This window comes from Oceanococcus sp. HetDA_MAG_MS8, assembly GCA_019192445.1.
Lineage (GTDB): Bacteria > Pseudomonadota > Gammaproteobacteria > Nevskiales > Oceanococcaceae > MS8.
In genome coordinates this window covers 38,864-64,517 of the sequence record JAHCMK010000002.1, presented here as the reverse complement: position 1 = coordinate 64,517, position 25,654 = coordinate 38,864, and the positions used below count along the sequence as shown (strand labels likewise).

General features: G+C 59.7%; 23 protein-coding genes. 10 read left to right on the top strand and 13 right to left on the bottom strand.

Annotation, left to right across the window (positions count from 1 at the left end):
* Window positions 1-24 precede the first annotated feature (24 nt).
* The 3 genes from KI787_03205 to mtnC are packed head-to-tail and all read left to right on the top strand — an operon-like array spanning window position 25 to window position 1,888.
* Window positions 25-633 carry a methylthioribulose 1-phosphate dehydratase gene (locus KI787_03205; GenBank protein ID MBV6628939.1) on the top strand — a complete coding sequence of 203 codons (609 nt, stop codon included), beginning with the start codon at window positions 25-27 and terminating at the stop codon, window positions 631-633.
* A complete protein-coding gene (locus KI787_03200) occupies window positions 630-1,193 on the top strand; it encodes a cupin (protein MBV6628938.1) in 564 nt (187 codons plus the stop codon). The genes KI787_03205 and KI787_03200 overlap by 4 nt, the downstream gene beginning before the upstream one ends.
* Window positions 1,190-1,888: an acireductone synthase gene (gene mtnC, locus KI787_03195; protein MBV6628937.1), complete on the top strand. Its 699-nt coding sequence runs from the start codon at window positions 1,190-1,192 to the stop codon at window positions 1,886-1,888. The genes KI787_03200 and mtnC overlap by 4 nt, the downstream gene beginning before the upstream one ends.
* A gap of 71 nt (window positions 1,889-1,959) precedes the next feature.
* On the opposite strand, the gene murI is transcribed toward mtnC, so the two are convergent.
* Complete coding sequence (murI, locus tag KI787_03190; protein MBV6628936.1) at window positions 1,960-2,775, bottom strand: glutamate racemase; 816 nt, start codon at window positions 2,773-2,775, stop codon at window positions 1,960-1,962.
* On the bottom strand, window positions 2,750-3,526 hold the full coding sequence (gene cysQ, locus KI787_03185; GenBank protein ID MBV6628935.1) for a 3'(2'),5'-bisphosphate nucleotidase CysQ: 777 nt from the start codon (window positions 3,524-3,526) through the stop codon (window positions 2,750-2,752). Before cysQ ends, murI begins: the two co-directional genes overlap by 26 nt.
* A 59-nt stretch (window positions 3,527-3,585) precedes the next feature.
* On the opposite strand from cysQ, the gene KI787_03180 reads away from it, so the two are divergent.
* Window positions 3,586-4,260, top strand: a complete 675-nt coding sequence (locus KI787_03180) for an HAD-IA family hydrolase (protein MBV6628934.1) — start codon at window positions 3,586-3,588, stop codon at window positions 4,258-4,260.
* On the opposite strand, the gene KI787_03175 is transcribed toward KI787_03180, so the two are convergent.
* Window positions 4,257-5,564 (bottom strand): DEAD/DEAH box helicase, encoded by a 1,308-nt coding sequence (locus tag KI787_03175; protein MBV6628933.1) that lies wholly within the window; start codon window positions 5,562-5,564, stop codon window positions 4,257-4,259. The genes KI787_03180 and KI787_03175 overlap by 4 nt on opposite strands.
* A gap of 332 nt (window positions 5,565-5,896) precedes the next feature.
* On the opposite strand from KI787_03175, the gene trxA reads away from it, so the two are divergent.
* The 3 genes from trxA (at window position 5,897) to KI787_03160 (ending at window position 10,049) form a co-directional block, all read left to right on the top strand.
* Entirely contained in the window at window positions 5,897-6,223 is a 327-nt protein-coding gene (trxA, locus tag KI787_03170) for a thioredoxin TrxA (GenBank protein MBV6628932.1), read from the top strand.
* A 1,136-nt stretch (window positions 6,224-7,359) separates the two neighbouring features.
* Window positions 7,360-8,616 (top strand): transcription termination factor Rho, encoded by a 1,257-nt coding sequence (gene rho / locus KI787_03165; protein ID MBV6628931.1) that lies wholly within the window; start codon window positions 7,360-7,362, stop codon window positions 8,614-8,616.
* Window positions 8,617-8,669: 53 nt separating this feature from the next.
* A complete protein-coding gene (locus tag KI787_03160; protein MBV6628930.1) occupies window positions 8,670-10,049 on the top strand; it encodes an SLC13/DASS family transporter in 1,380 nt (459 codons plus the stop codon).
* Window positions 10,050-10,107: 58 nt separating this feature from the next.
* On the opposite strand, the gene KI787_03155 is transcribed toward KI787_03160, so the two are convergent.
* Genes KI787_03155 through KI787_03140 form a run of 4 tightly spaced genes read right to left on the bottom strand, consistent with a single transcriptional unit; the run spans window position 10,108 to window position 14,214 of the window.
* Window positions 10,108-10,863 carry an AAA family ATPase gene (locus tag KI787_03155; GenBank protein MBV6628929.1) on the bottom strand — a complete coding sequence of 252 codons (756 nt, stop codon included), beginning with the start codon at window positions 10,861-10,863 and terminating at the stop codon, window positions 10,108-10,110.
* Between the two features lie 22 nt (window positions 10,864-10,885).
* Window positions 10,886-12,256 (bottom strand): metalloprotease PmbA, encoded by a 1,371-nt coding sequence (gene pmbA / locus KI787_03150; GenBank protein ID MBV6628928.1) that lies wholly within the window; start codon window positions 12,254-12,256, stop codon window positions 10,886-10,888.
* Entirely contained in the window at window positions 12,253-13,614 is a 1,362-nt protein-coding gene (gene mpl, locus KI787_03145; protein MBV6628927.1) for a UDP-N-acetylmuramate:L-alanyl-gamma-D-glutamyl-meso-diaminopimelate ligase, read from the bottom strand. The genes pmbA and mpl overlap by 4 nt, the downstream gene beginning before the upstream one ends.
* 3 nt (window positions 13,615-13,617) lie before the next feature.
* A complete protein-coding gene (locus KI787_03140; protein ID MBV6628926.1) occupies window positions 13,618-14,214 on the bottom strand; it encodes a hypothetical protein in 597 nt (198 codons plus the stop codon).
* Between KI787_03140 and KI787_03135 the strand changes: the two genes are divergently transcribed.
* Complete coding sequence (locus KI787_03135) at window positions 14,213-15,286, top strand: HRDC domain-containing protein (GenBank protein ID MBV6628925.1); 1,074 nt, start codon at window positions 14,213-14,215, stop codon at window positions 15,284-15,286. The two genes, KI787_03140 and KI787_03135, sit on opposite strands and share 2 nt — an antisense overlap.
* Here KI787_03135 and KI787_03130 read toward each other — a convergent pair.
* The 6 genes from KI787_03130 to KI787_03105 all read right to left on the bottom strand — a co-directional run bounded on the left by KI787_03130 (window position 15,262) and on the right by KI787_03105 (window position 22,269).
* Window positions 15,262-17,058: an EAL domain-containing protein gene (locus KI787_03130; protein MBV6628924.1), complete on the bottom strand. Its 1,797-nt coding sequence runs from the start codon at window positions 17,056-17,058 to the stop codon at window positions 15,262-15,264. The genes KI787_03135 and KI787_03130 overlap by 25 nt on opposite strands.
* Entirely contained in the window at window positions 17,055-18,788 is a 1,734-nt protein-coding gene (locus KI787_03125; GenBank protein ID MBV6628923.1) for a PAS domain-containing protein, read from the bottom strand. Before KI787_03125 ends, KI787_03130 begins: the two co-directional genes overlap by 4 nt.
* 589 nt (window positions 18,789-19,377) lie before the next feature.
* On the bottom strand, window positions 19,378-19,620 hold the full coding sequence (locus KI787_03120; protein ID MBV6628922.1) for a BrnA antitoxin family protein: 243 nt from the start codon (window positions 19,618-19,620) through the stop codon (window positions 19,378-19,380).
* Window positions 19,621-19,622: 2 nt separating this feature from the next.
* Window positions 19,623-19,889, bottom strand: coding sequence for a BrnT family toxin (locus tag KI787_03115; GenBank protein MBV6628921.1), 267 nt, complete (start codon window positions 19,887-19,889; stop codon window positions 19,623-19,625).
* A 646-nt stretch (window positions 19,890-20,535) separates the two neighbouring features.
* Window positions 20,536-21,489 carry a thioredoxin-disulfide reductase gene (gene trxB / locus KI787_03110; protein ID MBV6628920.1) on the bottom strand — a complete coding sequence of 318 codons (954 nt, stop codon included), beginning with the start codon at window positions 21,487-21,489 and terminating at the stop codon, window positions 20,536-20,538.
* A 177-nt stretch (window positions 21,490-21,666) separates the two neighbouring features.
* Window positions 21,667-22,269 carry a peroxiredoxin gene (locus KI787_03105; protein MBV6628919.1) on the bottom strand — a complete coding sequence of 201 codons (603 nt, stop codon included), beginning with the start codon at window positions 22,267-22,269 and terminating at the stop codon, window positions 21,667-21,669.
* Window positions 22,270-22,441: 172 nt separating this feature from the next.
* Between KI787_03105 and sppA the strand changes: the two genes are divergently transcribed.
* On the top strand, window positions 22,442-24,289 hold the full coding sequence (sppA, locus tag KI787_03100) for a signal peptide peptidase SppA (GenBank protein ID MBV6628918.1): 1,848 nt from the start codon (window positions 22,442-22,444) through the stop codon (window positions 24,287-24,289).
* 11 nt (window positions 24,290-24,300) lie between these two features.
* The gene (locus KI787_03095) at window positions 24,301-25,653 is read left to right on the top strand and encodes a hypothetical protein (GenBank protein ID MBV6628917.1); all 1,353 of its coding nucleotides are present in this window, start codon (window positions 24,301-24,303) and stop codon (window positions 25,651-25,653) included.
* Window position 25,654 lies beyond the last annotated feature (1 nt).

Genomic DNA, 25,654 nt, shown 5'->3' with positions numbered 1-25,654 from the left:
ATATTGGAACATGACGGAGCACTGGTGTCACAACAGGAATATCGGCAGGCGTTGATCGCCGCCGGCCAGCGCTTGGATCGTCATGGCTGGGTTCCAGGCGGTGGCGGCAATTTCTCTGTGCGACTGGCGCCAGGGCAGTTCCTGCTCACTGTGTCCGGGCGGCATAAAGGTCATCTGAGCGAGAACGACTTTCTCTTGGTCGATGCCGCTGGTCAAAGCCTGGAAGCAGGGCGGACCCCGTCGGCCGAAACGCTTTTACACTGTGAGCGCTATGCCGCCCTGCCGGCTATTGGTTGCGTCTTGCATGGCCATTCACCGGCAGCAACCGTTCTGGGGCGGCGGCACGCGGAGCCTTGGTTGGAGCTGCAGGACTACGAAATGCTCAAAGGCTTGGGAGGCGTGCAATCCCACGACGCCACGGTGGCCGTGCCCCTTTTTGATAATGACCAGGATATGGACAGGCTGGCCGCGCATATTCGTGCTCGGCATGCCGCACGGCCTATAGAACACGGCTACATCATCCGCGGGCATGGCGTCTATGCTTGGGGAACGACTGTTGAACAAGCGCTTTGGCGCTATGAAAGCTTGGAGTTTCTACTTCAATGCCAGCTCATGGAGTTGCAAATCCGATGACCACCTTGCGAATCTTCGCCGACCAAGACCAGCCGCAATTGTTGGAAGAGCATCAATCAACAGCAGCGATTGAGGCTCACATGCAGTCCATCGGGGTGCTATTCCGGCGCTGGGCGGTGGTTGACGGCATCGGGCCACAAACGCCAAGCGAAGAGGTTCTACGGGCTTACAGTGGGCCGCTTGAGGCTTTGCAAGACGAATTCGGCTTCTCGGCCATGGATGTGGTGGCTCTGTTTCCTGATCACCCCGGCGCAGCGGCGGCCCGTGAAAAGTTTCTCCAAGAGCACACGCATGCAGATTTTGAGATGCGCTACTTCGCCGCCGGTGGCGGGCTGTTCTATCTGCGCCAGAATGGCCGGGTGTATGTATTGCTGTGCACGGCTGGCGATCTGATCAGCGTGCCGGCGGGAATGACCCATTGGTTTGATATGAGTGAGGCCCCGTACTTTGTGGCCCTGCGGTTCTTCACCCAAGCAGATGGCTGGGTGGCGGAGTTTACCGGCGATGACGTGGCCAAGCGTTATGCGCCGATGCAACCATTGCCGGAGGCCGGCAGATGAACCTGAGCGTGCGTTTTCTGCTCACCGATATTGAAGGAACCACCACCAGCATTGCCTTCGTGCACGACACCTTGTTCCCTTTTGCCCGCGCGGCCTTGCCGGAGTTTCTGCGTGAGCATGCTCACGATCCTGAGGTGCGCGCCGAGGTGGTGGCTACAGCGATGCTGGCTGAGTGCTCACCCGATGACCATCCAACGATCTTGGCTACCTTGTTGTCGTGGATGGACGCCGACCAAAAGGTGACGCCTTTGAAGGCCTTGCAGGGCATGATTTGGCGTCGTGGCTACGCCGATGGCCAGCTGCAAAGCCACGTCTATCCGGACGTGGTTCCCGCTCTCAAAGCTTGGCATGCCGCCGGCATTGGGCTAGGGGTGTATTCCTCAGGATCGGTGGCCGCACAGCAGCAATTGTTTGGACACACGCCGCAAGGAGACCTGCGGGAGCTGTTCTCCCAGTGGTTTGACACCCGTGTTGGCGCCAAGCGTGAGGCAGGTAGCTACGCTCGCATCGTACAGGCTCTGGGAGTGATTCCAGAGCACATCTTATTTTTGTCCGATGTGGCCGAAGAGCTGGATGCGGCCCAAGCAAGCGGGCTCCAGGTTGTACAGCTCATACGCCCCGAGGATGGGACCCAAGCCGCGCAGCAGCATGCATCTGTGCATAGCTTTGCCGAACTGGACCTCGCCCTAGCCTAGTCAGGTGACGCAGTCTGAGACTGCGCCTTAATCCAGCCTGCACGCTTGGCGCGATTAGCTGTCGCTTTTGACTAGGGCAGGGGTGCTGTGACCCAGTCCGCGTGCTGTGCCTGGATGCTGTGCTGGAGCAGGGCAGACGCTCGGCGGCTAAAGGTCTGCGGGTCGCCGCTGGTCCAAAACTGGCGTTGGCCGCTGCGCTGTGTGGGTGCAGGAAGCAGGCGATTGACCTGGGCGGCGACTGCGGGAGCTGGATCCAGAATCTGAACGTCGCTAGGCATCTGGGCGCGCATGGCCTCTGCGGCAAACACATAGTGCGTACACCCGAGCACTAGTACGTCACTGTCAGCCTCCAAGATCCTCGGCAAAATCTGCGCTAGGGTGGCATTCACCTGTTGCGGGTCGGTGCTCTCAATGGCCTCCACCAAGCCCTGGCAGGGGTCCGAGACGATGCGCACATGTGCGGCATGGCGGGCCCGAGTCTGGGCCAGCAGCTCGCCTGCTAGCGTGGCTGGTGTGGCGAGCAGTCCGATGACACCGCTACGGGTTAATTGCGCGGCTGGTTTGATGGCCGGTTCCATCCCCACGAAGCACTGCTGCGGGAACTCCAAGCGCAGTCGGCTCAGCGCAGCTGCCGAGGCCGTATTGCAGGCAACGACGATGAGGTCACATTGTTGGTGTATCCACTGCAAGCAGATATTGCGGCAATACAGGTGTAGGTCCTGTGCGCTGCGCGGCCCCCAGGGAATGCGGGCCTGGTCGGCGTAGTAGATGAGGTCGATATCGGGGCGTAGTTGGGCAATCTGTCTGAAAACGGATAAGCCTCCAAGCCCGGAATCGAATACGCCGACGCGGATGGCCTTGTTAGCCGAGCATGGCTGTCCAGTCATAGTCGGCGGTACTTGCGGCGATAAACCACGGGTTGAGGATTTCGTCTTTGGTGTTGTAGCGCAGGGGGCTGCCGTCGGTGCGCAGCACGACGCCTCCGGCAGCCTCCAGCACACATTGGCCGGCGCCGGTATCCCACTCCGAGGTCGGTCCCAGACGCGGATAGACATCGGCTTCGCCGCTAGCAATGCGGCAGAATTTCAAACTCGATCCGGCAGCAATGGGGTCATGGGCTGGGCATTTGGCCAAAAATTGCTCCACCTCGGGGCTGCGATGGCTGCGACTCACCAAAATGCGCCAGCGTTCGGGCAGGGGCGCCGTCTGGATGGCTCGCTGCTCACCGTTTTGGCGGTGCCAAGCACCTTCGCCAATGCGAGCAATCCAGCTTTGTCCCTCCAACGCCGGTGCATGGACGACCGCGCAGCTGGGGCGGTGGTTTTCAATAAGCGCAATATTGACCGTGAACTCTCCATTGCGTTTGAGAAACTCTTTGGTGCCATCCAGCGGGTCCACCAGGAAGTAGCGTGACCAGCTTTGTCGCTGGGCAAAGTCTGGCATGCCCCCTTCTTCGGATAACACCGGAATGCTGGGGTCTAGCCGAGCGAGTCCAGCGCTGATGACTTGGTGGGCAGCAAGGTCTGCTGCTGTCAGCGGTGAGTCATCCGCTTTGGTCTGCACCGCCTCCGGGCTTGCATAGTGCTTCAAGATGGCTTGGCCGGCCTCTTCGGCCAGGGCGGTTAACTGATCAAGCATGGGCGGATACGCTGTGTCTGAGGTGGTCGCTATGAAGCTGGGCAAGCTACCATAAGTCCATGAATCAAGCCTTGGACTGGACTCGCATCGACACGGTGCTGTGCGATATGGACGGCACCGTGCTGGACCTGAGTTTCGATCATGCCTTTTGGCATGAGGCGGTGCCCCGCGCCTGGGGGCAACAAAACAACATGGAGCTTGCCGCGGCCCAACAGGCTTTGCGTCCCTTATTCGTGGAGCATCAGGGCACCCTGAACTGGTACTGCCTGGACTTCTGGGACCGGACCCTGGGCCTGCGCTTGCGTGAGCTCAAGCAGGAGACAGCTGCCGATATCCGTTTTCTACCGCAGGTGCAGCCCACCTTGGAGGCCATACGCGCGAGCGGACGGGAGTTGGTACTGCTGACGAATGCCCATCCAGACGTCTTGGACCTGAAAGATCGGTATTCGGGATTGACCGCTTTATTCGACCGCGCCTACAGCACGCACCCCTTTGGCGCTCCCAAAGAGCAGTTGGCCTTTTGGCAAAGCTTTGCCCCACAGACCGGTATCGACTTGCAGCGCGCGGTGCTCGTGGACGACACGCCACGCGTGCTGCGCGGTGCCCTAGCCGGCGGGGTGGGGCAGGTTCTGGGGGTGCGCGATGCAGGGCGCGCCCTGCCCATCCGTGAGGCAGAGCCAGACTTGATCGAGATTTCTAGCTTGGCGGCCCTGCAGGTGCCCTCAGCGCCTTAGGAGCTGCTGCGGTTGCCGGCCGAGGAACGCCGGCGTCCGCCACCAGACCGACGGCGCTGTCCTCCGCTGCGCGGAGGCTTGGGTTTGCGCGGCGGTCTGGGTCCTAGCTCCGGTCGCTGCAGCCAGTCGGCTGGAGGCTGCTCGGCAGGAATCTGGTAGCCAATGAGCGACTCAATGTCTTCCAGCCCGAACACATACTCTTCGCAGCAAAACGACACCGCATCTCCTTGAGCCCCAGCACGCGCGGTGCGGCCGATGCGGTGCACATAGTCTTCGGCGTCTTGGGGTAAGTCGTAGTTCAACACATGGCTGACGCCAGGGATGTGCAGCCCCCGGGCGGCAACATCGGTGGCCACGAGGACGTGGATATCGCCGCTTTTGAACTCGCTGAGTAGCCGCTCGCGCTTTTTCTGCGGCACATTGCCGGAAAGCATGCCGCCTTTAATACCCGCGCGCACCAAGTTTTCATCAATGTACTCGGCCACACGCCGGGTGTTGACAAATATCATGGTGTGTTGCGGGCGCATGGCGCGCAGCCAATTAATCAGCAGGTTGCGTTTGTCGTCTTTGCTCACATGGTAGAGCTGCTCGCGGATACCACGGGCGGTGAGGCTGGTGGATTCGCTACGCACCCATTCTGGGTCACCTAAGTGCTCCCAGGCCAGTTCCATGACCTTATGTGAGAGCGTTGCGGAGAACATCAAGTTCAAGCGTTGTCCGGCTGGCGGCAAACGGCGCATTAAGAACCGGATGTCTTTGATGAAACCCAGATCAAACATACGATCGGCTTCATCGAGCACCGCGACTTCAACGGCCCGCAAATCGAAAACCCTTTGTTTGAAGTAGTCGATTAACCGGCCAGGAGTGCCAATAAGCAGGTCTGTTCCGCTGGCAATTTGGTCTTGCTGCGATTGGTAGCCGCTGCCGCCATACACCACGCAGCTCCGCAGGTGCAGGCTCTGGCACAGTGGCTCGGCATCGGCGTGAATCTGCTGAGCGAGTTCGCGGGTGGGCGCAATGACGATGGCGCGTGGCTGGTTGGCCTTGCGCTCGGGACTGTCTTCGTTGCTTAAAAGGTGGTGCAAGGTTGCGATTAAGAAAGCCGCCGTTTTCCCGGTGCCGGTTTCAGCCTGCCCTGCCACACTACGCCCGGCCAATGCCATGGGCAGTGTCTGTGCTTGGATGGGTGTGCAGTGGCTCAGCTGCTGTTCTTGCAGTGCAGCCAGCAGGCGGCTGTGGATAGGCATGTCGGCAAAAGCCTGATCAGTCAGGTGTTTGCCAGCCTCAGTTGGGTCTTGTTGCATTAAATCGGGATGTCCCAGCGAATCATTAGCGGACAAAAGCGTGCCGCTACCCATCATAACAACGCTTTACCCAAGTGTTGAAAAGCTGTCGTTTGCGCCACGTGAGCAGCATTGCCGGTTGCAGTGGACAGCCCAAGTGATTGATTCGGCGTGCCCATAGCCGCGGATGCTGTAGACCTTGATGGCTCTGGGGCCCAGGGCCATAGCGCAAACCCATAGTCGCGATTGGTTGGCTTTGGCCTGCGGCGGAGAATTTCAAGGTATTGTGTTGATATTGCTGAGATACACCCCACTTTCCATTTTTCCTTCGATAAAAGATTTGGAGCCCGCAAATGAGTGAGCACATCACCCACGTCACAGATTCCAGCTTTGATGCTGACGTGCTGCAGTCCGATGTTCCTGTTTTGGTTGATTTCTGGGCCGAGTGGTGCGGGCCATGCCGCATGATTGCTCCGGTTCTTGAAGCTTTGGCCCCGGAATATGATGGCAAGCTGAAGATCGTCAAACTCAACATCGACGATAACGAGCAATCCACGGCCAAATTTGGCGTTCGCGGTATTCCGACCCTGATGATTTTCAAGGGTGGCGAAGTGGCAGCAACCAAAGTCGGCGCGCTGTCTAAAGCTCAACTCACGGAGTTTGTTGAGTCGGCCATGTAAGGCGAGCTCGCCCAGCGGCTGAAGTTTCAGTGGTTAGAGTTCCAGCGGCTAGAGTTTAAAAGTCGGGGTAGCGCGATCTTCTGGCGCTACCCCGATTTTTTTTGCTTTACGCAGCACTCTGGAGTGAGTCAGTCATTGGTCGCCGATGGTCAGCAAACCCTGGCTTCGCACACGGCCTTATGGCATTTCAGAATGCGCCCACAAGCCCTTCATCAACCAGGGCGAGTACGGGGCGTTGACAACACACATTGGGTGGACCCAGACCAATGTCCCCTTCATCGCTATTTTCTGGCACTGGTCAGGGTCATCCAGGCTCAAGGCACCGCACCGACCCTGTGCCAGGCGAAATAGTCCTGCGTAGTAGGGGCACATCCAGCGGCATGCACTCTGCTCGAGTCGCTGGAATCGCGCGTGGAAACGGCGCAGGCAGTGCTGCGCCAGGGAAATTTCTTCGGCCCCGAGTTGCATACCGCCGCCGAGCGCAGTAGCATCCAGATGTCGAAGCGGAGGTGACAACATTCTTGCTTCGTCATCCAAGCGGTGCAGGCCACCGTGAGATTAAGCGCACAGCATTCACGCTGCTGCATAGCTTCCTACGATTTTCGGTTGCAGATTCCCAACCTCGTCTGGGTTGTTTTCACATCTGCGCCTGAGCCTTTAGCGCTCCCTCAACCTTTTTGCTTTCCTGACAGAGGAATTCCGTGAGCAACGACGCCGCGACTGCTGATACCCCAGAAAACTCCGCCGAGACCCCTGCAGCGGAAGCCAAGCCTAAACCACGCCGCCGCACGGCCAAGCCCAAAGCTGAGGCTGCCGAGTCCACCGCTGAGGCTGTAGAAGTCAAGGTGAGTGTGGAAAAGCCGGCTGCCAATGACAAAGCCGACAAAGCTCCTGAGAGTGCGCGTGGTGATGACAACACCGGTAGCGACGACGGCGGCGATGGCAAGGACGGTAACGACGGTAATGGCGGCCAAGGTGGCCGTGGTGGTAATGGCCCGCGAGGCAACCGCCGCGAGCGTGGACGCAATCGGCGTGGCCGGAATAACCCTAATCAAGGCAGTGGTAACGGCGGCGGCAAGGGGCGTGATCGGAATGCCGAGTACGCAGATTATGAGCCCGATGAAAGCCTGCCCGTCATTGACTTGGTGGAGCTCAAGCGCAAGCCCGGCCATGAAGTCATCGCCATCGCCGAGGAATTCGGTGTAGAGCTCTCGCGGGTCAAAAAGACGGATCTCATCTTCCAGTTGCTGCGCAACTATCTGCTGCGTAACCACATTGTTACGGTGGAAGGCGTCCTGGAACTGACCAACGACAACTTCGGTTTCCTGCGCAACACCAACGATTCCTGGGACTCCGGCTCGGATGATATTTACGTGTCGCCCAGCCAAATTCGTCGTTTCAGCCTGCGTAAAGGCGACACCATTCGCGGCCGGGTACGTCCGCCAGCGAACAACGAGCGTTACTTTGCCCTAGGCCAAATCGACACGATTAACGATGAGCCACCTGAGGTGAGTCGGCGCAAGGTTCCTTTTGAAAACCTCACCGCCTTATTCCCGCAGGACCGCTTGCGTTTGGAGCGCGGTAACGGGTCTACCGAAGACATCACTGCGCGAATCATTGACTTGGTATCGCCTATCGGTGCGGGGCAGCGGGGGTTGATTGTTGCGCCGCCCAAAGCGGGTAAGACCTTGCTCCTGCAAAACATTGCGCAGAGCATTGCCTCGAATTACCCCGATCACTATTTGATGGTGCTGCTGATTGACGAGCGCCCTGAAGAAGTGACCGACATGCAGCGCACCGTGCGTGGTGAGGTGGTGTCGTCCACCTTTGATCAGCCCGCTAGCCGGCATGTGCAGGTCGCCGAGATGGCCATCGAAAAAGCCAAGCGGTTGGTGGAGCACAAGCGCGATGTGGTCATCCTGTTGGATTCCATCACTCGCCTGGCACGTGCTTACAACACCGTAGCGCCCAGCTCCGGCAAGGTGCTAACCGGGGGTGTGGACGCCAATGCTTTGCAAAAGCCCAAACGCTTCTTTGGTGCCGCGCGGAATGTCGAAGAGGGGGGCTCGCTCACCATTATCGCGACCTGCTTGGTCGAAACCGGCTCCAAGATGGACGAAGTTATCTACGAGGAGTTCAAGGGAACCGGTAACCTGGAACTGGTCCTAGAACGGCGCATTGCCGAGAAGCGTGTCTTCCCGGCCATTAATGTCAACCGCTCGGGGACCCGCCGCGAAGAATTGCTGATGGATCAACAGGAAATGCAGGGGGTATGGGTCCTGCGTAAAGCCCTGCAATCAGGCGATGACCTGGGCGCGATTGAACTGTTGATCGACCGCATGAAGCAAACCAAGACCAACGCTGAGTTCTTTGCGGCGATGAAGCGCAACTAGAGGCCAAGGCATAGGTTGAAGGCTACGCCCTGCGGATGGAGACAATAACGACAATGGGCCTGTGGAGATGGTTTCCAGGCCCCATCGTTGCCGCGGCGAGCATGTGGGTTTGCGCAGCCATGAATCTGCCAGACGCTGCGGTAGGAACCGCCGGTTTGGCGGCTCTTTGCGCTCTATGGTGGGTTTTTGAGCCCCTGCCGATGGCCGTCACGGCCTTGCTGCCGCTGGCCTTGTTGCCATTGTTTGGTGTGCTCAGCGCCGATCAGGTTGGCGCTGCTTATGGCAGTCCATTGATTTTGCTGCTGCTGGGTGGCTTCATGTTGTCCCAGGCCCTGGCACATAGCGGCGCTCACCGTCGGTTGGCCCTGGCGATGCTGCATGTGTGCGGTGTGCACAGTCAGCGACGACTGGTCTTCGGCTTTATGTTGGCCAGCGCCGTTCTATCCATGTGGATCTCCAATACGGCAACCACCCTCATGCTGCTGCCGGTGGCCATGGCTGTGCTGCCTGCCCAAGGGGGCTCCAGGATGGCGCCCATTCTGGTGCTGGGTATTGCTTATGCGGCGAGCATCGGTGGTTTGGGCACGCCCATAGGCACTCCACCCAATCTGGTGTTTATGCAGGTGTATGCCGAAAACGTGGGTCGCCCTCCCAGTTTCGTCCAGTGGATGCAATGGACCTTGCCCGTGGTCGTTGTGCTGCTGCCAGCCGCTGCACTGTGGCTGACACGTCGATTAAACGGCCCGCTACGTGCTGAGCTGCCCCAGGTGGGGGCCTGGCAAGCGGCTGAGCGTCGCACCCTATGGGTGTTTGCACTGGTGGCCCTGCTCTGGGTGAGTCGTTCCGAGCCTTGGGGCGGCTGGCAGCAATGGTTACAGCTTCCGCAAGCGCATGACGCCCACGTGGCCTTGTTGGGCGTGGTGTTGCTGAGCGCCATCGGCGACGGACGTGGCGGACGGCTACTGCCTTGGAGCCAGGCCGTAGCGATACCCTGGGGAGTGCTGATCTTGTTTGGTGGTGGTATTGCACTGGCCAAGGCCTTCGCCGTGTCTGGCCTCAGTGAGGCCTTGGGCGATGCACTTGCCATGGTGGGAGTTTGGCCGCTGTGGTCAGCGGTGATCGTCATTTGTTTGATGCTCACCTTCTTGACCGAGGTCAGTAGCAACACCGCAACAGCCGTTTTGTTATTACCCGTTCTTGCGCTGGCGGCGCAGTCTGCGCAGATACCGCCGCTGTGGTTGATGTTGCCAGCCGCGCTGAGCGCCTCATGTGCCTTCATGTTGCCGGTGGCTACGGCGCCCAATGCCATTGTGTATGGGAGTGGGCAGGTCAGCGCCACCCGTATGGCGCGCGAAGGCTTGGCCTTGAACCTGATGGGCGCCCTGATCATCACCGCTTTGACAGTCTTCTGGATTGTGCCCTCGACCTACTAAGCCGGTCTGCGTGAGTCACGCAGGGGGCCGCTGATCAGCAGGCGCGTTGGTTGAGAGCTCAGGCCAGGGTCTGAACGAGCTTTGCGCAATGTTCGGCAAAAACGGCATCGAAGGCCTTTGCCGCGGGGCTTTGGGGGGTGGTGGCGAGCAATGGTGCTTGTTGTTCGCCCATGTATTCTACGTCGCGTGCATGTGGAACCCACGCCTGAGCCACGTGCGGTATGCGGGCGCGTAGCCGTGCCATAGTGCTGCGATGCAGGGTCTTCCGGCCTTGCACCATGTTGAAAAAGGGTCGTATGGCCTTGGTTTTCCAGCCCTGTTGGGCAAAAAACTCGAGTAATTGCTCGAGACTGCGCTCGGCCAAGGTGGTTGGGATCAGGGGCAGCAATATGCGATCAGCGGCGTTAAAGATGGCCTCAGCCAAGGGGCCCATGGTGGGCGGGCAGTCTAGGATCACGAGGTCGTAATGCGACTCTAAAGTACCCAGGCTCTGCTTTAGCCGTTTGTGCGACTGCTCCGCAGCGGCCAGCAATACGTCGACATTCCTGAATCCTTGATGGGCAGGAAGGACATCGAGGTTGGGATATTCGCTGGCGCGAATTTGGTCACCCAGCTCCGCTTGGCGGCCGCGCAGCACTTTGCCCCAGTTCTTTTTGGCAGGGCTGACCCGAAAGTAGAATGAAGAAGCGCCTTGGGGGTCTAGATCAGCCAACAAGGTGGTGCGGCCGCGCGCCGCACACCACCAGGCGAGGTTGACCGCGGTAGCCGTTTTGCCCACGCCGCCTTTGCTGCTGTAACACGCAACGATTTTCATCGGGTTCTCGACTGCTGGTCTGTCACTGGCCGGCGATCATCATACGGGGGACCAGAACACTGCCAGTCACGAGTCCGGAACGCAGGTCTTGATCTGTGCCCACAGCAGCAAGGCTGGCGAAGATCTCGCGCAGGTTGCCGGCAATGGTGCACTCATCCACGGCGTAGGCCGGAGCCCCATTTTCAAACCAAATGCCAGTCGCGCCGCGTGAATAATCGCCGGTTGTGAGCTTGACGCCCTGACCCATCAGCGACGTGATCAGCAAGCCCTGACCAGCCTCCTGCATCATCTCGTCAATACTGCTGGCGCCGTGGGATGCCACCTCTATGCGTTGGGCGCCGCCTGCATTACCCGTGGTTTGTAAGCCCAATTTGCGAGCGGAGTAGCTACCTAGTAGCCAGCCCCGCAAAATCCCTTCCGACACCAGCTCCCGGTCGCGGGTCGCCACGCCTTCAGCATCGAAGTTCGCGCTGCCGATACGCCCAGCTTGTCGTGGCCGCTGATTGATTTGCAGCCAATGCGGGAAGACGGCGGTATCCAAAGCATCCAGCAAGAAGCTCGAGCGCCGATACAAGGCGCCCCCACTAATAGCACTTAAGAAGCTGTGGAATAGTCCCCGCGCCAATTCCGGGGGGAAAATCACCGCGCAGGCTCCGGTTTTGGGCTGGCGCGGGTTGAGGCTGCGAGCCACGCGTGCGGCGGCGGTGTCGGCCACCATGTCGGCCTGCGCAAAAACCGCGTCCTTGAGGTCATGGGCGTACCAATAATCCCGGCGTTTGCCGGAGTCATCTTCACCAATCAGACTGAGGCTTAAGCTGTAGTCGCTGGACTGGCGCCAGCCTTGAAAGTCCAGGCTATTGCGTAGCAAGCTGATCTGCCGCGATGCGCTGACGTGCATGCCATCGCTGGATTGAACCACGGAGGCATCGAGGCCGCGCTGTTCGCACTCCCGGGCGCAGTCCAGGAGCTGTTGCATGCTCCATTGGGTGGGGTGATCCAGATCTAAGTCGGGAAAGTCCTGGGCGAGTTCGGTCGCGTCCGGTAAGCCGTTAGCAGCATCGTCCTGCGTGTGGGCAGCAATGGCACAGGCCGCTTGTACAGCCTCCTCAATGGCTTGAGGGCGGAAATCCGCAGTGGCTGCGTGGCCTTTGTGTTGACCGATGTACACCGTGATGCCCAAGTCACGGTCGCGCTGAAACTCTAAAGATTCCACGGCTTGTTCGCGCAAAGCCAGGGATAGTCCGGTGTGCGCGGAGGCAGCCAAGGCAAACGCGCTTGCGCCGCCTTTTTGAGCAGCGCGAGCCGCAATATCTGCGGCTTCTTCGAGCTGCTGCTGTGCCGGCAGATCCAAATTGAGAGCGTCTGTGCTCAGCGTAGAGAGTTGTTGGGTCATGCGAATTTGCCTTCCAGGGCTGGACCTAAACTTTGCGGCAACCCGCCAAAGGCGCCGTTGCTCATGAGGACGATGCGATCGCCGGGCTGGGCTGTGGACACCAAGGCGGCCTGCAGCTCTGGCGCGGTGCTCGCACAACACAAACGGGGTCCTAAGGCTGCCAGCGCAGAAGCTGCATCAAAGTTGAGATCAGGGGGATTGAGTAGATGAATTTGATCCGCGCCGCTCAGCGCCTCGGGCAAAGCCGCCAAATGGGCGCCAGCGCGCATACTGTTGCTGCGCAGCTCCAAGCCAACAATCAGCCGTCCAGAGGTGACCGGGCGCAGGGCGGCGATGGTGGCTGCGATTGCTGTGGGGTGGTGGGCGAAATCGTCGATGACGGATACGCCGGCAACCTGAGCCACTTCAGTTTGTCGTCGCGCAACGCTGGCAAAGCTGGGCAGCGCCTCCACCGCCGCGCGCGCGGGTACGCCGGCATGCCGTGCAGCAACGACGGCGGCCAAGGCGTTCGCTGCATTGTGAGCGCCGCGTAGGCCCCACTGCACGGCGTAGCTGTGTTCTCCCAGGCTGATCGTAAAACGACTCCAGTCCTCGCTTTGGGGCTGTATGCCAGCGCGGCCGTCGACGCCATTTAGCACCAAGGTCGGCGTCCAGCAGCCACGCTGAATCACCCGTTCTAAGGCCGGTTCGGCCTCGGGGTAGATCACCAGGCCATTGCTAGGGACGGTGCGGATTAAATGGTGAAACTGCGTTTCGATGGCACCTAAGTCGGCGAATATATCGGCGTGATCGAACTCGAGGTTATTCAGCACCAAGGTGCGCGGGTGGTAGTGCACAAACTTGGAACGCTTATCGTGGAAAGCTGTGTCGTATTCATCAGCCTCGATCACGAAGAAGGGGGCAGCTCCAAGCCGGGCAGATTGACCAAAATTCGCAGGTACGCCGCCGATCAAGAATCCAGGCTGGAGTCCGCAGTGCTCCAAAATATGCGCGACTAGGCTGCTGGTGGTGGTTTTGCCGTGGGTGCCGGCTATCGCAATGACCCAGCGGTCCGCCAAAACTTCTTCGGCCAGCCACTGGGGGCCGGATACATAGGGGATGCCGCGGTCGAGGACATATTCCAGCGCAGGATTGCCACGACTGATGGCGTTGCCGACCACCACGATGTCGGGCTGCTGCCGCTCCAGTTCCTCTGCGCTATAGCCGCTGTGCACATGAATGCCCAGAGCGGCCAGCTGTTCACTCATGGGCGGCCAGGCCGCTTTATCTTGCCCGCTGACTACAAAACCACGCGCCTGCGCTAGCGCGGCCAAGCCGCCCATAAAGGTGCCGCAGACTCCCAGAATGTGGACGTGCATGGGTCAGGCGGCCGGGTTGGTGCTGACCAGTGACATCACCAGCACAAGCAATAACTCATAGCCCAGAGCGCAAAGCACCCCCAAGCCCATGCCTACATCTAATGCATGGCGAAAGATGTGACCCGCCAGGGCTAAGCCCCAGATGCTCAAGCCCAGCCAGGTATACACCGCCCAGCTGGGAGGTTGTACCTCAGCCAGATTGGCGCCGCGGGCTACTTCCATGAGCAGCGGTGCCAGTGTGTTGAGTGGCGGCAACATCAAAATGCTGATCACGCTGGAACTGAGGAGTAAGGCGCCCATGGTTTGCGCAAAGCGTTCCGGTTTTTTGCGCGCCTTGAGCACTAGCTGCACATATGCCCAAAAGACCGCAAACCCGACAAGGGCCTGGAGGAGGGCAGGACCGATGGTATTGACCAGCAGTAAGCGCGCCACCGCAGTGGTCAGGAAGGCCAGCACACCCAGTTGGAGTAGCAAGGGAGTAGCGGGCAGATCCTGCGGGCCAGCTTTAAAAAGCAGTAGGCGAGAAAGGTTGTGCGCAAGCGAAGCAATCATCAGCAACAATGGGTGACCTAAACCACACACGGACCACTGTTGGCCCATGCGCAATTCTCGAAGCGCCCAGTATCTCACCACCGCCGCCGAAGTTCAGGCATGGACAGCGCATGCGCGATCCCAGCCATGGTTGAGCTTAGACACCGAATTCATGCGCGAGCGAACCTATTACCCACAGCTATGCTTGGTGCAGGTGGGCACCCCGGATGCTGTGGCCTTAATCGACGCGCAGTGCGCCGAATTGCTCCCGGCTTTGGTGGAGTTGCTGAACCTGCCGCTGCTCAAAATCATGCATGCGCCTGGCCAGGACCAAGAGGTGTTGGCCACTGTGGGTGTGCAGCATTTGCAGCCGCTATACGACACTCAGACGGCTCATGCGCTGCTCGGCGGAGTACCGCAAATCGGCTATGCCGGAATCGTGTCTGAGCGGCTACAGCTGACTGTAGACAAGGGGCAAACGCGGACGGACTGGTCCCGCCGCCCGCTGTCCGCGGAGCAGTGTGCCTATGCCGCAGCCGACGTAGAGCACTTGCCCGCACTGTACACCCAACTCCAGGACGCGCTGGCAGCGGCTGGGCGCACCGACTGGATGACGGAGGAGATGCAATCTTTGGCGCGTCCCTGGGCAGATCCCGACCCTGTAGACCTGGCTTTGCGCGCTAGGGCTATGGAGCGCATGGAGCCCGATGAGCAGCAACGTTATGTGCAGTTGGTGGTTTGGCGGGAGCAGCGTGCACGGCGGTCCGACAAGCCGCGATCATGGGTGGCCAAGGATGGCTTGCTGGTGGCTATCGCTCGCCACAACCCCACCAACCTGCAGGAGCTCCGCCGGATCAACGATATCCCTGATGGACTAGTCCGACATCAGGGTCAAGAGTTATTAGATCGATTGCAGCAGGCGCAGGAGCAGCCCGTGGACTTACTGGAGCCGGTGGAGCGTGAGGCTGTGAAGCGGGTTCAGGCCCTGGTTGGCAAGGCCGCTCAAGCGGCCGAATTGGATCGCGGCGTGATTGCCAGCCGCGCTGACTGTGAGCAATGGTGTCGTGACCGGAGCGGACGGCTAGCGTCAGGTTGGCGCCAAGCCTTGGTGGCTCCTTATTTTGCAGCGGCTGGCCTTTGAGGAAGGCAGAGTCCATCGCTGAGCAGCGCGCTGAAATCTTCAGGGGCAATGGGATGCGATAGTAGGTAGCCTTGGCCGTGGGGCGCTCCATGTGCTCTGGCAAAGCGCCACTGCGAAGCTTCTTCAATGCCCTCCAGCACGCAGTCCAGGTCGAGCTCATCCGCGAGCTGGATCATGCTGGCCGCCAAAGTGGCCGCGCGTGGGCTGTGCTCTAGCCGGCGCAAGAACAGGCGATCGAGCTTGATGCGATCGATGGGCAGCCCATCCAACCAGGCTAGTGAGGAATACCCGCTACCAAAATCATCCGCAGCGACATGCAGGCCTTGCGCGCAGAGGCGGCGCAGGCGCTCATGGGTGTGATGCATATCCTGGATCAGAGACTGCTCGGTAATTTCCAGCTCCACGCGTTGGGGTTCGATCCCGCGGTCGCACAGGTGTTGGGGCAGCGCCTCCAGCCAGCCCGGTCGGCTCAAGGCCTGCGCCGACATGTTGATGCCCAGACGAAAACCTGGAGGGAGAATCTGTTGGTTGGCTTGTAGCCAATCCAAAGATTGCTCCAGTACAGCATTGTCGATAGCCAGTCCCAGGCCGGCGTCCGCTGCCAACGGCAAAAAGCTGCTGTTGGCGATGTAGCCTCCAGCACCATCTGGCCAGCGGATCAGTGCCTCCGCACCGCTGATTTGGCCACTGGCAAGGTGCACCTGGGGCTGTAGATGAATATCTAAGCGGTGCTCCAGGATAGCCGTTTGTAGCTGGCGCTCGAGCTGGTGCAGCCTCCGCGCATGAGCAGCCATGGTGGGTGCATACATACGTGTTTGATTTGCCCCTGCGCGGCGCGCATTGGCCAGGGCAATATGCGCCCGGTCTAGGGCGAGTTCTGCGCTGGCCGCATCGTCGGGGGCCAATACGCCGCCCACGCAGAGGCTAATGGCCATGTTGTCGACGGGGCGTCCCAGGGTTTTACGGTAGAGATCGGCGAGACGCTCCAGCTTCTGGCGGTCATCTTGCGCTGCTCTGGGCAATGGTAGTGGAACCATCACCACCAAGCTGTCATCGTCCAGGTGGGCGACGAAATCATCACGCCCGGAGGCAACGCGCAGGCGCTCACCCAACTCGCTCAAAATAGCGTCCACCTGCTCTGGACTGCTGCCCTGGCGAATGCGGTCCAGGCCGTCGGGTTGCAGCTGAAGTAGCCCACAGCGACCTGCGCCATTGGAGCGCGCTGCTAAGTATTGCTCTAAGCGCAGGCGAAGCTGGCGCTGATTGGGTAATCCGCTGCGCGGGTGGTGCAGAGTCAGATACTCGGCCCGGGCCATGGCTTGCTCACGCCGGCGCACTTCCAACTCGAGCTCGCGCGTTCGCGCCTCCACATCGGCTTGCAAGCGCTTGTTGAGGTGGTTGAGTTGAAGGTGGTTTTGCACGCGTACCCGCAGCAAGGCGGGCCTGATGGGCTTGGTAATAAACTCCACCGCGCCGGCAGCAAAACCGCGCAGCTCGTCTTGGGTGTGGTCACGCGCGGTCACCATGATGACCGGGATATCTGCCAGCACAGGGTTCTTCTTCAGCTGTTGGCAGACCTCATAACCGTCCATGCCCGGTAGCATCAAGTCCAGCAGGATGAGGTCGGGTTGAATCTCAGCGGCGATGCTCAGAGCCTGAGGCCCGTCTTGCGCCATATGCAGTTGGTAGTCGGCGCCAAGAATGTCGTGAATTAAGGCCAGGTTGGCTGGCTCATCATCCACCACCAGGATGCGGGCAGATTGGGCGCTCATGCAGGCACTCGCTCCAGCGGCTGGAGTAAGCGTTCGGCTTGTTGAAAGTCGAAGCGTTGCAGGGCTTGTTGTAATCCCTGCAAGTTTGCGGGAATGGGGTCGAACCACTCTTGAAGTAAGGAGCGGCTACTGGGGTCGCCATGCCGAATCCGTGCTAGCAGCGCCGCGACTTGTTCTGTGGCCAGCTCTAGAGGGGCTCCCGGCTCTGGCTCCTGATGCGCACTGGCCGCAGAGATGAGCGCTACGCGATCTAGGGGCAAGCGTAAACGAAAGCAGCTGCCTTGACCCGGCGTTGAGTCCAGACGAACTTCGCCCTGCATTAACTCCATTAATTGGCGCACGATCGCCAGACCTAAGCCGGTGCCACCATGCCGCCGTTCGGCGCTGCTGTCACCCTGAATAAAGGGCTCAAAAATGTTGTCTTGTTGGTCGCGCGGTATGCCTGGGCCAGTATCTGTCACTCCGATTTCAAACCAAGAACGACCGTCTGGTTGCGGCAAGAGTAGAGGGCGAGCGTAGACCTCAATCTTGCCGCGGTGCGTGAAGCGCACCGCATTACTGAGTAGGTTGCCCAGGGCTTGCTGTAAGCGGACCGGGTCGCCGCGGACGGCAATGCGTACGCCTGGGTCCAGTGCGAGTTGCCAGTCCAGCCCTTTATGCCGTGCGGTGTCCGCATGCCAGCGGCCCACCCTTTCCAGCAATTGGTCCAAGGCGAACTCCGTAGGCTTGAGCTCTACTTTGCCGGCCTCTAAACGGGCGGTATCCAACAGATCATTGAGCAGATGTAATAACGATTGGCCGGCATCGCGAATACGGCTGAAGCGCTGCTGCATGTCTGGTGCTAGATCTGTCTGCTCTAAAGCTAAGTCGGCCACACCAAGAATGGCATTGAGCGGAGTGCGCACTTCGTGCCCGACATTGGCCAGAAAGTGGGATTGGGCCTGATGTGCGGCACGCGCCCGCTGCAAGGCGGATTCGGTGGTTTGTCGTAACTGGATTAACTCATGAATGTCTAGACAAAAGCCGTTCCAGCTTCGCTCGCCCTGGGTATTCCGGTGGATTTGCGCGAGGACCCGTGTCCAACGAAAGCTGCCATCGGGGCGCTGGCTGCGATGTTCAATGTGTAAAGGCGTATCACCGAAGATGCTTTGCTCGATGGCAGCGCGCGTGCGATCGATATCAGCAGGGTGGATGCTGCTGAAAATGCTTGATAGATCGCTGCGCACTTTGGCTCTGTCAAGAGCGTAGAGGTCCTCAAACCCACGCGATAAATACGTGACTCTGGCCGGAGCATCCGTAGGCAATGTCACCGACCAAATAGCGCCCGGCGTAAGGTCACCAACTTCGCGTAGGCCAGTCGCCACGGCTTGGTCGGCTTGTTGGGCATTACGCTCCTGCAGCAGCTCTTGCTCTAGCTGATCCAGCTCGCTCCCGAGCGCGGCCCAGCTAGAGTTTGGTGCTTGCGTTTCTCTCGCCCGTGGCCGGCGCAGCTGGGCCAAGCGCTGGTGCATGAATTTGCGCCGCTGCCGTTGGCGCAACATGGCAGCCAGACTCCACAGGCTGAGTAGTCCGGCAATCGCCCAAGGTAGGGTAGAGCTTGGCGACCATGGCATGTCCTCAAGCAAGGCTAGCGCAGGCGCCGGACACAGGGCTAAGCCGCCTACGCAAAGCCCTAACACGGCCGTGCGTTGGCGCGTCATCGCTGGGCCGGCCCTGTTTGCATCACTCATGTCATATCCCCACCAATACAACACCCGGCCTGTGTCCGGGGCTGAGGCCACCATAGTCTGAACTTGCGGCATTTGGTGCAAGTCACCGCCGAAGTGTACCGGGGAGAGGTCCTAGCCCGGCCCTAGGTTGGACGAGGAAAGAAGATTTGCATAACAGCGCGGGGTTTAGCGATCACCGCTCCGCGGTGGATCAAGCTTTGCGCGGGAGCATACGCTGCGGAAACTCCTCAGCCGTCTACCGGGGAGTGGCGGCGCTGTGAGCGGCAATCAGTAAGACTGCTGGACCAGCCTCAAACGGGTCCTGCCCCTCCGAGGCGCCCCCTGGATGCGGTCCTCAAGGGCCACTGGAAGCGATGGCGTCTCGGTCAATGCTGGAGCTGGCTAGAGTGAAACTGCCGACCTCGGGCGAGGGGACAAGAGCAGGGGGGTGGTAGGCCCAGCCCAATGTCTCACGCAAGCTCGAACATACAGATTTAACCCCAGATAACAGCTGAATTACCTCACTTTCAGAAGGACATTGAATGTGATTCCCATGTCATGAGCTTTTAACTTGGGTTTAGCACCCGATCAGCCAAAGACAGGGGTTAATTCACGCCGCGTGCGTCAATTCTTCCCTTACAACACGCCGCAGCGTGTCCTCAAGGTTTTCTCCACGGATGGCTGCGCGCAGGGTGTCATTGATCATCGTCTGGTAGCTGCCACCGCCGCCGCATTGTGCTTTGAAGTGCTCGATGATGTCGGTATCAAGGCGGATGGTTATGCGTGTTTTCCCGGTGTCCTGGGGAATGATCGGGCCACGCTTGGCATCGTTGAAGTCGTATTGGTCTTTCATGGTTAACTCTCATACTGGCGGCACTCATGAGGTTCCGCTTTTCGGGCCGAGATGATCCGGATGGTGCCGCTGAGGCGTTCTGTCCAGACCACCACCAAGACGCGCAGGAGCGCGTCGCACCCCATCGTGACCATGACGACTTCGTTGTTATCGAAGTCTTCGATGGTCAGGGCAAGGGGATCATCGAAAACGGGCGTGGCGTCGGCGAAATCCACGCCATGCTTACGCAGGTTCGTGGCTCGCTTGGCTTCATCCCATTCGAATCTCATGACCATAGTGTGCATACAAATGTGCATACCCGCAAGTGATGAGCTACGTTCCTACATCACGAGGCTTTCCGCGCATTCACAGAGGGTCAGTGAGCTTAAGTGAGGTTATAAAAGCTTCTTCGCGGAACACTGTGGATTGAGCCGATGATCTTTGCTCGGCAGCTCCGTCGGGCCTCACTTGGCTCTAATTGGAGCGACATCAAGCATCTGAGGATTAAGGATGAGGCTATGCTGAAGAGCCGGTGGTGGCAGGTTGGGGTGTTGGCCCCTTAGGGCCGCATATCCGAGCGCCGTAGACGTCTTGTCGCGACTGTGGTCAATCGGCCACGGACGGCCGATTAAGGCTTGCCGCGACACGACGTCGCGTCAAGCCGACCACACCAAGCACGAGGCGCCGGAGGGCACCGCGCAGCGGCGCGAGGAACAGCGGCGCTAACGAACCAACACGCCTAACGCCGCGAGTGCAGTAACGAGGCGCCGTCTGTCATCTGCAGAGCTGGCTTGTGCCCAACTGACGACCTACGAGGAGGGTAGATGCTCAAGCCATCATGTTCGGCAGACCTAAGCCAATATCCCGCTAAACCGCGCTGAACCAAAAAAAGCCCCGCGACTGCGGGGCTTCGGGGTGTTGAGTTCGCGGGCGATCTTAGCTGAGCTGATCCAAGTACTTCTCCGCGTCCAAGGCAGCCATGCAGCCTGTACCGGCAGAGGTGATGGCTTGACGGTAAACGTGGTCACTCACATCTCCGGCGGCAAACACGCCAGGGACCGAAGTCGCCGTGGCATTGCCTTCGGTACCGCTGTTGACGGTGAGGTAGCCGTTCTTCATGTCCAGCTGACCCTCGAAAATGCCGGTATTGGGCGTATGGCCGATAGCAATGAAGACTCCATGCAGATCCAATTGCTCTGGACCTTGGTCGTCTTTGCGTAGCAGTTTGACGCCGGTTACACCGCTGTCGTCGCCGACCACTTCGGCCAGCTCGGCATTCAAATGCAGCGTGATTTTGCCGGCCTCAACCTTTTCCTTCACCTTGTCCACCATGATTTTCTCCGCACGGAAGGTATCCCGACGGTGCACCAGGTGGACGTGGCTGGCGATATTGGCCAAGTACAGGGCTTCTTCTACAGCGGTATTACCGCCGCCGATGACTGCGACATCTTTGTTTTTGTAAAAGAACCCGTCACAGGTGGCGCAGGCAGAGACGCCCTTACCCATAAAGGCCTCTTCCGAGGGCAGACCTAGGTAGCGCGCCGATGCTCCGGTAGAGATGATGACGGCATCCGCGGTGTAGGTTGCAGAGTCGCCCTCTAAAACGAAGGGGCGCTGCTTGAAATTCACTTTGTTGATGTGGTCGAAGACGATCTGCGTATCAAAGCGTTCAGCATGCTGTTGCATGCGGACCATCAGATCAGGGCCCGTTAAGCCCTCGGGGTCACCAGGCCAATTGTCCACTTCTGTGGTGGTGGTGAGCTGACCGCCTTGTTGGATGCCGGTAATCAACACCGGCTCAAGATTGGCCCGCGCTGCGTAAACGGCTGCTGCGTAGCCTGCAGGGCCGGAGCCCAGGATGATCAGTTTGTGGTGGTTATCGCTGCTCATGGTTTATCCGCTGGAGGGCAATCTAAAAATGGGGTGGTCGCTTTGGGGCGACCGTCATTGCGAAGCCAAGAGAAGCCCGCCGCCGATAGCGGCGGGCCGTCTTAAGTTCGTGCTGGCACGATGCCAGGCCCACTCGCCAACACTGCTGCGCAGGCGGGCAAGTGATATCTGGGCTTCTTAGAGCTTGTCGGCGTTAGACGACAGGTATTCGGCCACACCTTCGCTGGTGGGCTTCATGCCGGCATCGCCTTTTTGCCAGCCGGCTGGGCAGACTTCGCCGTGCTCTTCGGTGAATTGCAGGGCATCTACCAAGCGCAGCATTTCGTCGACTTCGCGGCCCAGTGGCAAGTTGTTCACCACTTGGTGCTGCACAACGCCGTCCTTGTCAATCAGGAAGGATGCGCGCATAGCTACGCCAGCTTCCGGGTGCGCGATGCCGTATTTGGCCACGATGTCGTGGTTGACGTCGGCCACCATCGGGAACTTCACTTCGCCGATGCCGCCTTTGTCGACCGGGGTGTTGCGCCAGGCAAAGTGCGTGAATTGTGAGTCGATGGAGACCCCAACCACCTGCACGCCACGCTCTTCAAATGCAGCAACGCGCTTGTCGTGCGCGATGATTTCCGATGGGCACACGAAGGTGAAGTCCAAAGGCCAGAAGAACAGCACGGTGTACTTGCCGCGCAGATCACTCAGTTTGAAGTCTTCGACGATGGAACCATCCGGCATCACAGCTGCGGCGGTGAAATCGGGGGCATTACGGCCAACAAGTACGCTCATAAGTCTCTCCTAGAAAAAAATGCATGACGCGTCGCTTCAACGACGAGAGCCGCTATTGTTGGGGTCATCACGAGATTGATCAAGCAAAGTTCTTCTAGCCCCTCCATTGAGAATAACTATGATTAAAGCGATGGCTTAGACTCAGCCCACAATCCCCGCCTAAGGCTTCACAGTGTTGGCTCCATTTCGATTCCTCTGGCGCGTGCTAAGCGGTACGGCCGATTTGCTACGCAAACTTCTCAGCGTTGTCTTCCTACTCGTTTTCGTAGGAGTCTTGGTGATGCTTTGGCAAGGTCCGCCAAGCCCGACAGTGGATGACAATGTCGCCCTGGTCGTTGCTCCCAGCGGCATGTTGGTGGAATACGACGATACCGACCCCCGAGAACAGCTTCTGGAGGAGGCGCTGGGAGAGCCGCCGGCGATCATGCCCGTGGAGCACATCATCGAACCCATCTTGCAGGCTGCGCAAGACCCGCGTATTGCAATGCTGTTTTTGAAGTTGGATGAGGGCTTTGCTGCCGGTCAGGCGCAGCTCGAGGCCATTGCCAGCGCCATACAAAGCTTTCGTGCCAGCGGGAAGCCGGTGCATGCCTATGGCGCGGCATTGGGTCAAGCGCAGTATTTTTTGGCGGCTCAGGCGGATCGCATTGCCATCGACCCCATGGGGGCGGTGTTTTTACCGGGCTTTGAGGTAGACCGGGTGTACTTTGCAGATGCTTTGGAGTCCTTGGGGGTGGACGTGCATGTGTTCCGCCGTGGGGAGTACAAATCGGCTGTGGAGCCCTATCAGCGCAATGGTATGTCGCCAGCGGCGCGGCGCAATGCTCAGCGTTGGCTGGATAGTCTGTGGGCCGGCTGGCGGGAACAGGTGGCTCAGCAGCGTGGATTAGACCCGCAGCAGCTGCAAGATTATGCCGATGATTTCGTGCAACGCTTGGAGGCTACCGAGGGTGATCTAGCCGCGGCCGCCGTGCAGGCGGGGCTGGTCACGGCTGCCGAGTCGTTATCTGCGGTACGTGATGCGGCTAAGGCCATCGTTGGTGAAGATCCCGATCACGGTAGCTTCCGGCAAATATGGTCGGAAGATTATCGCCGCGCCACCTCTGGCCGCAGCTCCATGCAAGCCGCTGAGCAATCGCAAAAGTACCTGGCTGTGGTCCATGTCCAGGGTGAAATTGTCGATGGCGATGGAGGCACCGGCCTCGCCGGCGGCGACTTAGTGCGCGATCTTATTCATGATGCGCGGCGGGACTCGGATGTGGCTGGTTTGCTACTGCGCGTGGACTCGCCCGGGGGAAGCGTGAATGCGAGTGAACAGATTCGCCAGGCCTTGCTCGACTTCCAGGCCAGTGGCCGGCCTGTGGTGGCTTCAATGGCCAGTACGGCCGCCTCCGGTGGGTATTGGGTGAGCATGAATGCGGACCAAATCGTCGCCGCGCCGTCCACAATTACCGGCTCTATTGGCGTGTTTGGCTTGGTGCCCACCTTTGCCCAAGCTGGCGATAAATTGGGCCTCCATGCAGACGGCGTGGGTACGACCCAATGGGCCGGTGCGCTGAGTCCTCTGCGGCCACTGGCAGATAACGCCAGGGCCACTCTGGATTTGGTGGTAGGGCACGATTATCGACTGTTTATTCAATCCGTAGCGCAGGCGCGCGACATGACCGAGGCGCAAGTCGAAGAGATTGCCTCAGGTCAAGTGTGGACCGGGCGGCAGGCTTTGGATAATGGCTTGGTCGACCTGCTGGGCGACAAGGATGCGGCCTTGGAACGCTTACGCGAGTTAGCAGGCTTGCCTGAGAATGCACCTGCTGAGGTGTTTGCGCCCCTGCCTGACCCCCGCTTTCAATGGTTGAAACAGCTCACCTCGGGTTGGTTGGCAGCGCAGCTGATGGAGTCCATCGAACTGCCGTGGCTGGCTGCTTTGTCGCCACAGCTGGCTCTGCCCGTGTTGCAGCCCGGCCAGCGCGGCACCATGGCGCATTGTCTTTGTGAGCCGGTTGGTCGCCGCACGCAATAGGGGTGCTCTCCATGTTGCGCGCTGGCTTGTTATGGCTGTGTGTGGGCTTAACCCTGGGTTGTGCCAGTCGGCCTCCATTGCCCGAGCCGGCGAGTTGTGCTCCGCTGGAGGAGCGTGGTGATGCGCGGCTGGTTGCTGGCTTTGCTGGTCTTGCTACCCAGCGTGTATGGGCGCAGCTCGCCGCGCACAGCGAAGGCTGGTCGCGTGCGCAATGGCGAGACCTGCTGCGGCGCATGCGCGATGTGGCTTTGCATGCCGGCGGCTCGCAGTTCGGTGCAGCATCCGGCGATGCTTGTACCGAGCAGCATCTGCAAGGGCTTTGGCCTACGGGCAGCGAGGAGCCCGATGCTGCGCGTGTGCAGGCCTTGATTCGTGCTGCGCAGGTTCCCAGCGAGTACTCTGCCTGGCAGCGCGCCCTGGGGGCATACCCCGTCGCTGCTCCGTTTTTAGCAGCAGGCATTAGCGGTTATCAGGCCGAGTTCTTAGATCAGTGGGCCGCACTGCCCGAGCAGGCTTGGCAGGAATATACGGTGTCAGCAGTGCGGCACTCCGCTGTTCAGGCTGCGGCCGCGCTGCGTCAGCTGCCCCAAGATCATCTAGGGGCTGCGCAGCTGCCAGCATCTCTTGGCCAGGCCCTGGCAACGGCATTTGCGCCGAGCTGGGTGCTCCCCGCCGCCGCCGAACATAATCGTCCCGGACGTCCTCAGGCTCAGCCCTTAGGGGTAGATATCCAGCAGCCGGAGGTGTACTGGCGATTGGACTACACCTTGCTCCACGGCCGGCTACTGCCGCAGTTATCCTGGGTGCTATGGTTCTCAGAGCGCCCAGCCCAATCGGCTTGGGATCCCTACGCGGGACGTCTGGATGGTGTGATCTGGCGCACCACCTTCGGCCCAGATGGTTGGCCTGTGGTGCATGACAGTATTCATGCCTGCGGTTGTTATCACTTGGTTTTTCCCGTTCGTCATCGCCCGCATGTGCCACGTTTGTCGGCCTGGCAGGAGGCGCGCTTGCAGCCAGCACCACGGGTCGACAGTGCGAAGCTGCGACTGGTCTTACGCAGCGGCGACCATATGCTGGTCGATGTGCAATCTCGCCAGCAGCCTATGGATGCCACCCCGGCTTCGTTGCACCTGAAGTCGTGGAATGTGGCGCGCGCGCAGCTGCAACCACGCATGAACGAACGCGGTGTGATCGCGGGCAGCGAACGGGGTGAGCGCTGGTGGTTATGGCCTAGCGGGGTCCGTAACGCGGGGGCGATGCGTGACTGGGGGCGGCACGCTACTGCTTTTTTGGGTCGTCAGCATTTCGATGACGCCACGGTATTGCAGCCTTATGTAGAGCCGTCCGCTCTGTGGCCTTAAT

Coding starts and splice junctions, on each gene's coding strand:
- KI787_03180 (MBV6628934.1), top strand. CDS start 3,586: ATGAATCAAGCCTTGGACTGGACTCGCATCGACACGGTGCTGTGCGAT.
- trxA (MBV6628932.1), top strand. CDS start 5,897: ATGAGTGAGCACATCACCCACGTCACAGATTCCAGCTTTGATGCTGAC.
- KI787_03130 (MBV6628924.1), bottom strand. CDS start 17,058: ATGAGCGCCCAATCTGCCCGCATCCTGGTGGTGGATGATGAGCCAGCC.
- cysQ (MBV6628935.1), bottom strand. CDS start 3,526: ATGCTTGATCAGTTAACCGCCCTGGCCGAAGAGGCCGGCCAAGCCATC.
- KI787_03175 (MBV6628933.1), bottom strand. CDS start 5,564: ATGCAACAAGACCCAACTGAGGCTGGCAAACACCTGACTGATCAGGCT.
- trxB (MBV6628920.1), bottom strand. CDS start 21,489: ATGAGCAGCGATAACCACCACAAACTGATCATCCTGGGCTCCGGCCCT.
- KI787_03155 (MBV6628929.1), bottom strand. CDS start 10,863: ATGAAAATCGTTGCGTGTTACAGCAGCAAAGGCGGCGTGGGCAAAACG.
- KI787_03125 (MBV6628923.1), bottom strand. CDS start 18,788: ATGAGTGATGCAAACAGGGCCGGCCCAGCGATGACGCGCCAACGCACG.
- KI787_03160 (MBV6628930.1), top strand. CDS start 8,670: ATGGGCCTGTGGAGATGGTTTCCAGGCCCCATCGTTGCCGCGGCGAGC.
- KI787_03095 (MBV6628917.1), top strand. CDS start 24,301: ATGTTGCGCGCTGGCTTGTTATGGCTGTGTGTGGGCTTAACCCTGGGT.
- KI787_03140 (MBV6628926.1), bottom strand. CDS start 14,214: ATGGGCCAACAGTGGTCCGTGTGTGGTTTAGGTCACCCATTGTTGCTG.
- KI787_03120 (MBV6628922.1), bottom strand. CDS start 19,620: ATGAAAGACCAATACGACTTCAACGATGCCAAGCGTGGCCCGATCATT.
- pmbA (MBV6628928.1), bottom strand. CDS start 12,256: ATGACCCAACAACTCTCTACGCTGAGCACAGACGCTCTCAATTTGGAT.
- KI787_03105 (MBV6628919.1), bottom strand. CDS start 22,269: ATGAGCGTACTTGTTGGCCGTAATGCCCCCGATTTCACCGCCGCAGCT.
- KI787_03115 (MBV6628921.1), bottom strand. CDS start 19,889: ATGAGATTCGAATGGGATGAAGCCAAGCGAGCCACGAACCTGCGTAAG.
- mtnC (MBV6628937.1), top strand. CDS start 1,190: ATGAACCTGAGCGTGCGTTTTCTGCTCACCGATATTGAAGGAACCACC.
- mpl (MBV6628927.1), bottom strand. CDS start 13,614: ATGCACGTCCACATTCTGGGAGTCTGCGGCACCTTTATGGGCGGCTTG.
- KI787_03200 (MBV6628938.1), top strand. CDS start 630: ATGACCACCTTGCGAATCTTCGCCGACCAAGACCAGCCGCAATTGTTG.
- murI (MBV6628936.1), bottom strand. CDS start 2,775: ATGACTGGACAGCCATGCTCGGCTAACAAGGCCATCCGCGTCGGCGTA.
- KI787_03135 (MBV6628925.1), top strand. CDS start 14,213: ATGCGCAATTCTCGAAGCGCCCAGTATCTCACCACCGCCGCCGAAGTT.